The sequence below is a fragment of the Paenibacillus sp. 23TSA30-6 genome, assembly GCF_014858585.1.
GTDB lineage: Bacteria > Bacillota > Bacilli > Paenibacillales > Paenibacillaceae > Paenibacillus.
Genome location: NZ_SLTL01000033.1, coordinates 23,582 through 37,186, shown reverse-complemented (window position 1 = coordinate 37,186; position 13,605 = coordinate 23,582). Strand labels below are relative to the sequence as shown.

11 protein-coding genes are annotated in these 13,605 nt (G+C 47.8%); 10 read left to right on the top strand and 1 reads right to left on the bottom strand.

The features are described from left to right. Positions 1-93: 93 nt before the first annotated feature. The gene (locus E0698_RS22640) at positions 94-282 is read right to left on the bottom strand and encodes a hypothetical protein (RefSeq protein ID WP_014281398.1); all 189 of its coding nucleotides are present in this window, start codon (positions 280-282) and stop codon (positions 94-96) included. A gap of 322 nt (positions 283-604) precedes the next feature. On the opposite strand from E0698_RS22640, the gene E0698_RS22635 reads away from it, so the two are divergent. From E0698_RS22635 to E0698_RS22590, 10 genes are all read left to right on the top strand, one after another. Further along, positions 605-1,780, top strand: coding sequence for a TolC family protein (locus E0698_RS22635; protein ID WP_192512963.1), 1,176 nt, complete (start codon positions 605-607; stop codon positions 1,778-1,780). Positions 1,781-1,793: 13 nt separating this feature from the next. Then, positions 1,794-3,251 carry an efflux RND transporter periplasmic adaptor subunit gene (locus E0698_RS22630; protein WP_192512962.1) on the top strand — a complete coding sequence of 486 codons (1,458 nt, stop codon included), beginning with the start codon at positions 1,794-1,796 and terminating at the stop codon, positions 3,249-3,251. A 6-nt stretch (positions 3,252-3,257) separates the two neighbouring features. Then, the gene (locus tag E0698_RS22625; protein ID WP_134914272.1) at positions 3,258-3,977 is read left to right on the top strand and encodes an ABC transporter ATP-binding protein; all 720 of its coding nucleotides are present in this window, start codon (positions 3,258-3,260) and stop codon (positions 3,975-3,977) included. Further along, positions 3,974-5,185: an ABC transporter permease gene (locus tag E0698_RS22620; protein WP_192512961.1), complete on the top strand. Its 1,212-nt coding sequence runs from the start codon at positions 3,974-3,976 to the stop codon at positions 5,183-5,185. The genes E0698_RS22625 and E0698_RS22620 overlap by 4 nt, the downstream gene beginning before the upstream one ends. Positions 5,186-5,421: 236 nt before the next feature. Beyond that, a complete protein-coding gene (locus tag E0698_RS22615; RefSeq protein WP_134914270.1) occupies positions 5,422-6,042 on the top strand; it encodes a helix-turn-helix transcriptional regulator in 621 nt (206 codons plus the stop codon). 13 nt (positions 6,043-6,055) lie between these two features. Next, positions 6,056-6,859 carry a pyruvate, water dikinase regulatory protein gene (locus E0698_RS22610; protein WP_134914268.1) on the top strand — a complete coding sequence of 268 codons (804 nt, stop codon included), beginning with the start codon at positions 6,056-6,058 and terminating at the stop codon, positions 6,857-6,859. 142 nt (positions 6,860-7,001) lie between these two features. Further along, complete coding sequence (gene glpX, locus E0698_RS22605; RefSeq protein ID WP_149094053.1) at positions 7,002-7,979, top strand: class II fructose-bisphosphatase; 978 nt, start codon at positions 7,002-7,004, stop codon at positions 7,977-7,979. Positions 7,980-8,789: 810 nt separating this feature from the next. Continuing rightward, positions 8,790-9,614: a thioesterase II family protein gene (locus tag E0698_RS22600; protein ID WP_192512960.1), complete on the top strand. Its 825-nt coding sequence runs from the start codon at positions 8,790-8,792 to the stop codon at positions 9,612-9,614. Between the two features lie 225 nt (positions 9,615-9,839). After that, positions 9,840-11,735, top strand: coding sequence for an ABC transporter ATP-binding protein (locus E0698_RS22595; protein WP_134914264.1), 1,896 nt, complete (start codon positions 9,840-9,842; stop codon positions 11,733-11,735). Then, entirely contained in the window at positions 11,710-13,575 is a 1,866-nt protein-coding gene (locus E0698_RS22590) for an ABC transporter transmembrane domain-containing protein (RefSeq protein WP_192512959.1), read from the top strand. The genes E0698_RS22595 and E0698_RS22590 overlap by 26 nt, the downstream gene beginning before the upstream one ends. Positions 13,576-13,605: the final 30 nt, after the last annotated feature.

The window sequence follows — 13,605 nt, the reverse complement described above, 5'->3', positions numbered from 1 at the left end:
AAATAACCTAAAAATGCCGATCACGTACGCATCCAAGCGACGTTGATCGGCATTTTAGGTTAGAAGTGAGATACATCTCTATTAAAATCATCCCTAGCTGATCAGATGCTGCTGATTCCGTTGGGCAAGGTGGAAAGAAATACTATTTATAAGTGGTATATCGTTATTTTTCCGGGCTTCCCGGATCAGTTGCTTCTTTTGCTGTTCGGATTCACGTAAAAATCGGGTCATCCACAAATCAGATGGTTCGTTCGTAGTTGTCATGCGAGATTCTTTTATCATCTATTAACCCTCCCAGTGAGCGGCTGTTATTCTTTCTCTAGTATATGCTCCTAACCTTAATAGATGCTGTTGGTTTCCTTAAAATTAGCTGAAATTTAGGTAAAGTTCAGGTAAAAACAGATTCGTTTTATATCGGATTTGTAAGAGAACAGCTTACTTCGACAATATGCTCAAAAAAAGGTTACAAAAATGTATTGGTTTGACACCTTGTACCAACATTAACCTGAAAGTACAATTAGGTGGCGGATAGACTGTGGAAATTTATGTCGAAATCTATGGAAATAATTCGAAAGATTTCACTGAAAGGGGAGAGATTCATCTTATGAAGCAAAAAGTGGCTGCCACGCTGCTCGTTTTGACGATGTCGTCAGGCTTGATTTCCACCGTTCAGGCTGACAGTGCAGCAGGAAGTACAACAGGAAATACGTCAGCAAGTATATCAGGAACCTCGTCTGCTGCGGTTATATCGAAGACCGCCTCTGTAACGGGTCAGGCTTTACCTCCATTAACGCTCAAGCAGGCAGCGGAATGGGCACAGACGAATAGCTACAACACGCGTACCGCCGAGCGGGACGTGGAGCGTCGAAGAATTGAGTTTAAGAATGCAGAAAAGGACCTGGGAAATGCATTCGTCGATTTTATAGACGGTGAATATGTTGGTGATGAGTCATCCTGGAGAAATTATAACTCTTCGACATTATCCTATCTAGCCAGCAAAAAGCAGGCGCAGTTCGCCAAGGATCAGATTTATTTTAATGTGATGAAAAGCTATCAAAGCGTGTTCGTGGCAGAGAATCAGGTGAAAAATAATCTGGAAGCGCTTGAAATTGCTCAAGCGGAGGAAAAGATTGCACTCGCCAAATTTGCGCGTGGCAAGCTGTCTGAGTATGCGAAAAACGAGAGTACACAGGCCAGAAGCCAGGCGGAGCAGACGGTCGAGCAGGGGAAAATTGCGCTGCAAAAATCACGTGACGCTCTGAATTTTCTGATGGGCCAGCCTAACGGAACAGCCTATGAAATGGTGGATCGACCAGTGTACAAGGAACCGAAGAAGCTGGATATCGAAATACATATACAACAGCTGATGGATATGAATCCGAACTTGTGGAAGCTGGAGGATAGCATCAAGACTTCGGAACTCAATGTGAGATATTTCGATTTTAACAGCGGTGCAGGTGCTTACGATCTAGCCAAAATGGACGTGGATACAGCCAAGGAGGAGCTGGACAAGGGACAAAAGGATTTTGCCGAATCGCTCCGCAATTTATATGCCACGGTCAAGGAAAACCAAAAAAAATACGCTCAACTGGAAGAAAGCCTGCGCACGGCGAAAGAGGGGTTGGAGCTGTCTCGCAAAAAGTGGGCCAGAGGCTTAATTATCGAGCTGGAGCTGAAAAATAACCAGTTGAAGGTGGACCAAATTGAACGGCAAATGGAAGAGCTGGCGATTGAGCTGAGTCAGAATGAATACACGTTGAGCAAGCCATGGAGCACATAAGGAGGAAACGAAGTTGGCAGAAACGGTTTTAAACGATGCCTTGTTAAAGTTACGAAGAAAACGGAGGAAAAAGTGGATCTGGACAGCGGTTGTGCTGCTGGTTATAGGCGGGGGCGGAACAGCAGTGTATTTGAAGCTGCCCAAAGAGCAGGCTGCACCATTAGTTCAGGACGAGATACTTAAAGTGGAGCGCGGGGATGTGAGCGAGAAGCTGGATACGTCTGGTACCGTGCAGGCCTCCAAGGAAGTAAAGCTGAATTTCACAAGTGCAGGCGAAAATAAGCTGGCGGCGGTAAACGTGAAGGCCGGAGACAAGGTGAAAAAAGGACAAGTCCTGGCTCTTCTGGACAGTTCTGAAATTAAGATGCAAATCCAGAGCGCATCCGATAGTTTGGAAATATCCAAATCCAAGCTGGCTGAATTGGAAAAGGGACCGAAGGCGGAGGATATTGAAATTCAGAAGACAAACGTGCTTCGGGCTAAAATGGCTGTCGATACAGCGCAGGAATCATTTGAGCTGGAAGAAGCGGAAAGTCAGAAAAAGGCTTCCAAAAAGCAGTTGGAGCAGGCGCGTAAGACATATGAAGATCAAAAGTTTTTACATGATGCCGGAGCGGTGTCCAACAGTGAAATGGAGCAGGCAGAGCAAGCACTGGATAAGGCACAGACAGATTATGACGGTCTGGATTTACAATTCCGCAAAATCATGTCGCAAAAGCGTCATGCTATCGCAGAGGCTGAAATCGGCTATCGTTCGGCTATGGCTGAGCTTCGCAAAATTGAGGTTCCAGCCGATGCCTCCAATATCCAATCCGCACGGATTGAGGTTAGAAGACTGGCCACCGAGCTGGAACAGAAAAAAAATGACCTGAACAAGCTTCAGGTGTCGGCACCATGGGACGGAGTCATTTTAAAGGTGAACGGGGATGTCGGGACCAGTCCGACGGCTCCTTTTATCGTCATGAACAACTCGGACTCCAACAATCTCAAAATTGTTGCGAAAATTAGTCAGAACGATATTGTAAAGGTGAAAAAAGGACTTTCAGCGGTGTTATCCACCAATGCTTATCCGGGTGAGTCGTTCCCTGGGAAGGTGCAATTCGTCTCACCGGAGGCATCTACAGATGAAGGCATGACGACTTATCTGATGGAACTGTCTGTTCATGATCCGAAGGGCAAGCTGAAAACGGGGATGATTATGAATGTCGCTGTTATTTTGGGGGTACACAAAAATGTGTTGTTCGTACCAGCGACTGCTCTAAGATCAGAGGGGGGACAGGACGGCGTGTATGTTTCCTCTAATAACTCTGCAAATCCAGGGGCACGCACATTCAAGCCCGTAGAACTCGGATTTTACACGCCAGATCGAGTCGAGCTCAAGTCGGGTGTGAAGGAGGGTGACACTCTTATTGTGCCTGCTCCTGAACCTCCGCCGGACCCTTCCGCTATGGGCATGCAGGGAGGCATTTAAACGGTTATGAGATACGTCATTCAGATTGAGGATTTGAAAAAAGTGTACCAGGTCGGGGATCAGGAAATTCATGCCCTGCGGGAGGTACAACTTGATATTGCTGACGGTGATTTTGTGGCGATCATGGGACCGTCTGGATCAGGCAAGTCTACGATGATGAATGTCATTGGTTGTCTGGATTTGCCTACCTCGGGGCAATTTTATTTGGACGGTTATTCCATACTGGATGCACGTGAAGATGAGCTGGCTATTATCCGTAATCAGAAAATCGGTTTTGTATTTCAAAAATTTCATTTGCTCCCAAGGGCTACGGCTTTGGATAATGTAGAGTTGCCCATGATCTATGCCGGGGTATCAGCCAAGGAGCGGCGCTTGCGTGCCATTGAGGCGCTGACCAGCGTGGGGCTGAGCGATCGGATGAACAACAAGCCGAATGAGCTGTCAGGCGGTCAGCAGCAACGGGTATCCATTGCCCGCGCACTTGTAAACAATCCGGTCATTCTTTTGGCGGATGAACCGACAGGCGCATTGGACTCTAAAACAAGCGTTGAAATTATGGAGATTTTCCAACGCCTGAACGATCGGGGTAAAACGGTTGTGCTCGTTACGCATGATCAGGAAATTGCGGAATACGCCAAGCGTCTGATTCATTTTCGCGATGGACGGATTGAAAAGGATCAGCCTGTTGGGAACCGAAGAATGGCGGCAGAGGAAGTGAAGGCATGAAATTTCGGGAAATTATCCGGGTATCGCTCAACAGTTTGCGAACCAATATGCTGCGATCCTTGCTGACCATGCTGGGTATTATTATTGGGGTGGCTGCTGTAATCGCGATTGTAGCCATCGGTAAAGGCTCTACGGCCACGATTACGTCGCAGATTAACAGTATGGGGAATAATTTGCTCATGATTTATCCTTATGCCCCATATGATGGGTCCAGCTCCATGTCGTTCAGTCAGACGAAAGGAATATCTCTGGAGGATATCGCTGCGCTAGAGCAGCAAAAAGCCGTAGCCGAGGTAGCTCCAAGTGCCATGACCAATGCGGATATTACGTGGAGCCGCAATAAGGTCAGTGGGCAGATTGAGGGGACTTCGCTGGCTTTCATCCATGTGAGAAAGCTGTCGCTCGCTCAGGGCAGGTCTTTTACCCACTATGAAGTGGAAAAGAGACTGAATGTCGTGGTGCTAGGGAGCGATGCAGCCCGTAATATTTTTGGTCCGGATGCCTCCAGGGCGGTGGGGGAAACGATCATGATCAAGCAGCTTCCTTTTAAAGTGGTCGGGGTACTGACGAATTCCAATTCCAATATGAATAACAGCGGGCAGCAGGTATATGTGCCGATTACAACAGGGATGGAACGGCTGGGGAATATGAGCATTCAGCAGGTGAATGCTTCTGCAACAACGGAGGAGAAGATTGACCAGGCGAGTGCTGAAATCCGACAGGTGCTGCGTGCCCGGCATGAGCTGAAGCCATCAGAGGGCGATGATTTTCAGATCATGACCCAGACGGGAATCTTAAAAACAGTGTCCGGGGTTGATCGGATTATGAATATGCTGCTGGCCGGTGTAGCTGCGATTGCGCTCGGTGTTGGCGGTGTTGGCATTATGAATATTATGCTGGTGTCCGTTACCGAACGGACAAGGGAGATCGGGATTCGCAAGGCGATTGGTGCGCAGCGCAGTGATATTATGCTGCAATTTCTGGCCGAGGCTGTTTTTCTCAGTCTGATGGGCGGACTGGTTGGCGTTATGGCGGGTCTTGGGGGCGCGAAGCTGCTGGAGAAATTTGTCCATATGCCGATTGTGTATACGATGGAACCTGTGCTGTACTCTTTTCTGTGCTGCATGGGGGTTGGTGTACTGTTTGGAGTGTACCCGGCGCGGAAGGCGTCCAAGCTGCGTCCGATTGATGCTTTAAGATACGAATAAAGGAGCGGATACTTCGTCTTACTCGAAAGAGCAGGGTATGAAGTATCCGCTTTTTTGGTGTGGTATAAGTGCTTTAAACGATAGAAAACCATCAATAACCGCTTTAATTTTATATATGTGATGTTTTATATGCTTTTAAAGGTTGATTTATAATTATATATGACGTATTATATTTAATATCAGATAGCAAGGAAAAAAAAGGAGGGGCGTTCATCATCGACCTTACGGCAAGACAAGTGGAAATTTTAAACATCGTACAAAAGCATGCCCCGATTACCGGTGATCAGATTGCGGAAATGCTCAATCTCAGCAAGGCGACCATTCGGACCGACCTATCCAAGCTGGGCATTCTGAATTATATAGATGCGAAGCCCAAGGTTGGTTATTTTGTCGGAAAGCGGGGCACGCCGAACCGGGAGGAAAAATTCCGGCTCATGCAAATGAAGGTCGGCGATCTTCACGGGGTTCCAGTCATCGTACGTGAAACAACAACGATTCAGGAAGCTGTGGTTGCTCTTTTTCTGGAGAACGTGAGTAACCTGATCGTTACCGATGAAGAGGGGAATCTGGCAGGAGTAGCTTCCCGCAAAGATCTGCTCAAGGTTACGTTAGGCAATCCGAATGCGGCAACCATCCCTGTCAGTCTCGTGATGACCCGTCAGGCGAATGTCGTCACTGTTTCCCCGGAAGACACTGTATTGGAGGCAGCGCGCAAAATCATTGCCCGTCAAATCGACAGTCTGCCTGTCGTCGTCCCTTCCAGCTCTGATAAACCAGGAGAGCATTGGAAAGTGGTGGGACGCATTACAAAAACAAATATCATCAAAATGTTGCTCGATATGGTAGCAGAGGATTAATGGGAGGAATCGAATGGTTCAGGCGCGCAGTCATTTTATAGCGATCTGTTCAGACTCGATTGGCGAGACGGCAGAAGCCGTCGTTCATGCGACCATGCGCCAATTCGAGCTACCGGACACAGAGATCAAGAGATTTATGAATGTAAGAGATGAAGACGAACTAAGCCGGGTGATGGAAGAGGTGGCCGAGCGTAGAGGCTTTGTAGCCTATACGCTGGTACAGCCTGAGTTGAGAGAAGCAATGAAAGAGGAGGCTGTCCGGCTGAATGTGCGGGCTGTCGATATCATGGGCCCGATGATGCAGGCGTTTGCTGACACGTTCCATGATGATCCCAAGGAAAAACCCGGTCTGCTGCATCGGATGGACGATAATTATTTCCGCCGAGTGGAAGCCATGGATTTTGCGGTTCAATATGATGATGGCAAAGATGTGAGTGCCATTCTCAAAGCAGATATTGTACTGCTAGGCGTATCCCGTATTTCCAAAACTCCTTTGTCGATGTTTCTGGCGCATAAAGGTTATAAAACGGTCAATATTCCCATTGTACCGGAGCTGACCCCACCCGCACAGTTAAAGGATGTACAGCATGGTCGGGTGTTTGGGTTGACGATCCAGCCGGAGCTGCTGCTAAAAATACGTAGTGAGCGACTCAAAGTGATGGGGCTGCCTAACAATGTGCAATATGCTACATCGACGCGGGTGGAGGAAGAGATTGCGTATGCGCAATCCCTGTTTACGGAATTAGGTTGCCCGATCATTGATGTCACCGATAAAGCGATTGAAGAAACAGCGGGTTTGATTATCAGGATGTTATAGAAGCGTAGCTGCTCAATAGATAATAGTTGCTGTAGGATACAGGAGTGTTATAGATAAATAAATAAAAAGGCAGCAAAGCTGCCCTATAAATAATGATTTGCCATAGGATAACAATTATATATAGGAGAGGTGGAGGGAAGGTATGGAAAGTCAACTGGCATTGGAATTCGTTCGGGTTACAGAGGCGGCAGCGCTGCAATCAGCGCAATGGATAGGACGTGGAGATAAGAACAGCGCGGACGAGGCGGCTACGGTTGCCATCCGCACTCATTTTAACGCTGTATCTATGGACGGTACGGTCGTCATTGGCGAAGGAGAAATGGATGAGGCTCCCATGCTGTATATCGGGGAAAGAGTAGGCAATCGCAGAGGGCCGGCCATAGATATCGCCGTCGATCCGCTGGAGGGAACCGAAACGGTGGCGAACGGATTGAACAATGCCTTCTCGGTCATTGCTGCTGCCCCCCGTGGTGGTCTGCTCCATGCTCCGGATATGTATATGCAAAAAATGGCCGTAGGCCCGGCACTGGCTGGAAAGCTGTCGCTGGATGATCCGATTCCGGCTACCCTGTCAAAGGCAGCACGGATATTGGGTAAATCCTTGCCCGAACTTACCGTGTCCATTCTGGATCGTACACGTCACGCCGGAATCATCAAGCTGCTGCGGGAAAGCGGCGTTCGGATCAAGCTGCTTGGGCATGGAGATGTAATGGGTGCAATTGAAACATGCCTGGATAGCGGTGTGGATCTGCATATCGGCTCCGGTGGAGCGCCTGAAGGTGTGCTGGCTGCGGCAGCGCTGAAATGCATGGGTGGAGAGATTCAAGGTCGCCTGTTGCCTCATGGTGAAGAAGAGATCGAACGGTGCAAACGTATGGGCATTGCTGATCCGGGGGCTTTATTGTCCATGGAGGATATGGTCGGACGTAAAGGCGTAATGTTTGTGGCTACTGGCGTGACACCGGGCGAGTGGCTGCAAGGGGTTCGTTCCCTCCCTGGTCATAGAGCGGAAACCCATTCGGTCGTGATGCACTCGGAAACGAAAACGATCCGCTTTGTACGGAGTATTCACCATACGGCTGACTCTTCCGGTACGCTCGCTGCAGCCGCATCCTCTTAAGTCTTCACAGCTACATCAAAGACCAAGTCATAATAAGCTTAAAAACAGCAAGTCTCTTACCACATGGAGACTTGCTGTTTGGTGTTTCCGGTTCGTTTGCCGATTGCAGAAGGGCCAGAACCAAAGATATAAATTTCCTGAAAATCGACACTTTTGAAGGAAGATAAAAACGTTTCTATTAAAGTTTGAAAAGAAAATTCATAGCTTTAGGGGAGGAAAATTCAATCTGAACCGAAATTTTTAGACGGAGAGTCAAAAAAAATTTGTGTGAAAATTGGTTCTATAGAACTATAAAACAATATAATTTATTAAAAAATTAAAGAGTTATTAATTTTGATTGATGTGAGCTTGATGAAATTTAATGCCATAAAATAGGAGGCTAAAGGCTGTTGCGGAAAAAGGCGGAATTTGTCGGATGATATCAGGCTGAATTTGTTACATTTATGTTAATGGCATGTAAAGGTAAAATTGTTGTAACACAAGGCTTTCGGGCTCTATTGCAAATGACAATAATTTTCATTTTACAAATTCATGAAAATTTGAAATCTCGTTTTAAATCCAATTAACAGATCATGATCAGCAGGCAATTCATGCATAAAGTGAAATTGTTGCTTTTAAAGTCTGGAAATAAATAGCATAACATAGATTTTGTTTTATTTTTATGAACTCTATCAAGTTAGATCTTTTGTCCCATGCCAAGCGGTTTTAAAGTTTGTATATTTAAAAACAGCTAGAAAGTGTTGGAATAAAAAAAGCGATATAAGGATTTACTGTAAAATCCTGAACTGCATAGAGGATGGAGGAATTCATATGACGACTCGGTCACAATCTTGGTTTGCGAAAACTGCGGTCCATCCGGCTGAGAAGCTCCAACTATTTTGCTTCCCTTATGCCGGTGGCGGCGCTTCCATATTTAATTCCTGGAAGTCTAGACTTGCGCCCGACATTACTGTGTTACCTGTACAACTTCCAGGACGTGAAAGCCGCTCAACAGAGGCTCCAATGGACACCATTCAGGACATCGTGCAATCGTTGATTCCCGCTATGGCTCCATACGTACATAAGCCGTTTGCTTTTTTCGGACACAGTATGGGAGCACTGATTGCATTTGAAACAGCACGGCAGTTGTATAACAAAACCGGGACTTTGCCTGTCCATATCATCGTATCCGGTAAATCCGCACCACATCTTCCGTATTCCAAAAAACAACTCCATGATTTAGCAGATCAACCTTTCACCGAAGAGCTTCGTTTGATGCAGGGAACACCCGAAGAAGTACTGCAAAATGCAGAGTTAATGCAAATTATTATGCCTCGTCTGCGTGCAGATTTTAAGGTGTGCGAAACGTATGTTTATCAGCCGGGAAGTTCATTGGCCTGTCCGATGACCATTTTAGGCGGCATGAAGGATCATGAGGTGAGCACTGATTCACTTCATGCCTGGCAGCAGCACACCACATCACCCATAGATATGCGAATGTTCGAAGGCAATCACTTTTTCATCCATGAACAAGAGCAAGAAGTGATAAGCGCAGTCGTGAATATTTTGTCCGCATCTTCAGCTCTGAACCACGCTGCCGCAGCTCAAACATCTTATAGCACCAATACCCTACAACCACGATTCAGACAGAGTTAAATGTCCCACACATCACGATACACCACGATACACAACATGATTAACATCTCGGCAACAATCCGACAGCCAACCCACCACCATGCTGCAATTCCCAGCATAATTCAAGAACAATTTCATTCCATGCATACACTCCTACATCCAGAGCAGAGTTTATCTCACCGTGTCCATTGCAACTAAAAAAAGTTCGCACTGCGAAAGTGTGAGCAACGAAAAAGAGGGATGTCCTTGTTTCGATCTAATTCTGCTTTTCGGAGACTCGCACGTTATGTAAGACCGTACAATCTATGGGTTCTCATAACGGTGATCGCCTCCTTATGTTTGGCAGCCATAGACATTATTTTGGGTAAGGCCATTGAGCAAATGGCACAGGGGACATTCTCCTCCGCCCAGAACATGATCTATCTGGTTGTTGGTATGACGCTAATTGGAATGCCCTGTAAGTTTGTGATGAGGTACGCTTCGGCGCGATTTAGCGTTAGCGCTCTGCGGGACTTGAGAGGCGACCTCGTACATAAGTTTTGCGATTTACCGGTTTCCAGCGTGGAGAGGAAGTTCACCGGAGATTTGGTATCCCGTCTAACAAACAATACGGCGGTGTTACAGAACTTTTTTATCCAGCAGTTTGCCAATCTGTTTTATTTACCGCTAGTGTTTACGGCATCGTTAACGTTGCTTTTACTGACAAGCTGGAAACTGATTTTGGCAAGTCTTGCGCTCATGCCTGTAGGAATGATCATAACATCACTGATGAGCAAGCCGATTGAAAAATATTCCGAGGAGCTTCAGGAGAAAATGGCTCATTTGAACGCGGTGGGGCAGGATGCGATCGGAGGAATTCCTATCGTCAAGGCATTCAATATGCAGGCTGTGCTGTTGAAGAAGTATATGGTGATTATGGAGGAGGTCGTCAAGCGCGGCTTGCGGCTGGAAAAACGCTATGCGTTCATTACTCCGGTAGGTGTGATGATGCTGGCAACACCGATTATTTTGGTCATTGCGTACGGAGGATACCTGATTCAACAAGGAGAGCTGAATGCTGGAGGTATTGTCCTATTTTTATATCTGATTTCGTTCATATTGCAGCCCATTTCAATGCTGCCGACGATCATCTCGCAAATGAAGGAAGCAGGGGGAGCGGCGAAGCATTTGTTTGAGCTACTGGATTGGCCGGATGAACGTCAAGGCGGCGAAATCACTTCAGTCGGTCAAGATCGAGGGGATAAGGCCCGCCGTTTGGAAGACGATGCAGATAGGGAAGCCAACCAAACTAGTGGAAGTGAGGCAGGCGGAGCAGAAAGCAACGATGACATTGCTGTGGTCAGCTTTGAGCATTTAACCTTTGGCTACAACGAAGGGAACACGGTGCTGAAGGATATTAGCTTCCAGGTAGGACAAGGAGAAACGGTAGCGATTGTCGGCGCCAGCGGTGGCGGCAAAAGCACGATTTTCAAATTGCTTTGCGGATTTAATGAACCGGGAGAGCATGTTGGCACCGTTCAACTATTTGGAAAGAGTTTGACAGATTGGAATTTAACAAGCCTGCGCAGCCATATTTCGATGGTATCTCAGGAGCCGTCTCTTTTTCCGGCCACCATTGCAGAAAATATCGGATATGGACGTCTGGAGGCGACCCGGGAAGAAATTGTCGAGGCGGCGAAAGCGGCACATGCGCATGATTTTATTGTTCAGCTTCCCGAGGGCTATGAAACCCTTTTGAGCGAGCGGGGAGGCGGATTGTCCGGCGGACAAAAGCAGCGTATTTCCATAGCAAGAGCATTGCTGAAAAATGCTCCGCTGCTTCTACTGGACGAGCCAACTTCAGCGCTCGATAGCCAGTCGGAGGCTCAGGTGCAGATCGCGATGAATGCGGCAATGCAAAACCGGACGGTACTGGTCATTGCTCATCGACTGTCAACCGTGCGTCAGGCGAACCGGATTATTGTACTCGATGAGGGGAGCATTGTGGAATCGGGGACCCATGAGGAATTGCTAGGCCGTGACGGTGTGTACCGAAAGCTGTATTTGAAAAATTTCGAAGAAGAACAGCATACGATGGAAAACGGAAATTCTATGTCGGAGGAAAGGAGTGAGAATCGTGACCTTCAAGCAGGGGTTTTATGAGCTTAAGCAGTTGATGTCCCTGATGAGGCCGCACCGGAAATGGTATTTTACCGGGCTGATTGGCAACAGTCTGACCAATGCGAGCATCACGATTTTACTTTCCTTTGTGGTGCATTATTTGCTAAATTTTGCGGTTGATGGCGATGTGCAGGAGCTATACCAGGCGGTTTATTTGGTCAGCGGTACATTTTTGGCATTAAGTCTTATTTCCCCGCTGTGCAGCTACATGTATAAGCGGTGTGTGAAGCTGGCGATTGCCGACGTACGGATGAGACTATTCGGGCATATCGTCAAGCTATCGTATGAAAAGGCCGAAAAACGACATTCGGGTGATCTTGTATCCCGCATGACGAACGATGTACAGGCGTTGGAGCAGGCTTACACCGTTCATATTCGCTCGATTATACTGGAAATTTCGCTTTTCTTTGGCTCACTGGTCATTATGATGGCGCTGGATTGGCGATTTGGGATTATGGCGGTTTTACTGGGGCTGGCCTCAGCTTGGGTAAATTCTCATTTCGCGAAGAAGATGCGACAGACGAGTGAAGAGTTACAGGGACGGATGAGCAGGTTCACGGAACGGTTGAGTGATTTGCTTTCCGGTTTGCAGACAGTGAAGCTGTTTGGATTGCGGACAAAGGTAGGCGGCCTTTGTAACGATGCAAGCGAGGACATAAACAGCATCAGCATCCGGCAGGGACGTCATATGGGCTTGCAGGATATGTGCAATTTTATAATTGAATTCATTACGCTGGGCGGTGTGCTTGTCGCCGGACTGATTCTGGTTTCGCAGAAGCAAATGGAGCTGGGAGTACTGGGACAGATTGTGCAGCTGCAAAGCGGTATTTCCACGGTGTTTTTGCAACTGGGGGCGGCTATATCACTGTTGCAAAACTCCTTGGCGGGTTTGGCGCGTATCCGCGAAATTCTGGATGAGTCGAAGGAAGAGGAGCACTTTCCAGCGGTCAAACAGAAGGGACCGCGGACTGGGCTTATCGGCCCGGAGGCGGCAGCTTTATCAGCCAGTGAACCTAAGGGATCCTATGGTGATGTCGAGACCGTGGGCCCAGGTCACGCCATTGAACAAGTTCCGGCTGCGCTGGAGCTGCACGACATCACCTTTGGCTATCAGCCGGACCGTCCAACGCTGCGAAGGTTGAATCTGATCGTGCCGGAAGGGCAGGTAACCGCGCTTGTCGGCCCGAGTGGTGGTGGCAAAAGCACAGTCATGAAGCTGTTGCTGGGCTTTTACCCACCGGATGAGGGTGTGCTGCGGGTCCGTGGTCGTTCGGCAGGAGAATTTCGGTTGGATGAGGTCAGGGATTTGATGGCCTATGTACCACAGGAGGCTACGCTGTTCCACGGTACAGTAGCGGATAATATCCGTTTTGGCTCACCGGATGCCACGGATGAGGAAGTAGAGGCTGCGGCCAAAACGGCCTATGCCAGCGGTTTCATAGCCGAGCTGCCGGAGGGTTACGACACCATTGTCGGTGAACGCGGAGCCAACTTGTCCGGCGGTCAAAGACAGCGGATCGCGATTGCCCGTGCTTTGCTCAAAAATGCACCGATTTTGCTGCTGGATGAAGCGACCTCGGCCCTGGATGCAGAATCGGAATATGAAGTTCAGCAGGGCTTAAATGAGCTGATGAAGGATCGTACGACATTAGTCATTGCCCATCGATTGTCTACGATTGAGCGGGCGGATACGATCTGTGTCCTTGCCGAAGGCGAGCTGAAAGAACAGGGTACCCATGACCAGCTCCTTGCCGAGGGTGGTCATTATGCGGAGCTGTATGAGCTTCAGTTTCGAAAGCATCCTGAGGAACAAACCGCATAAATATGCGAAGTTTCTTTTTACTAATATCTA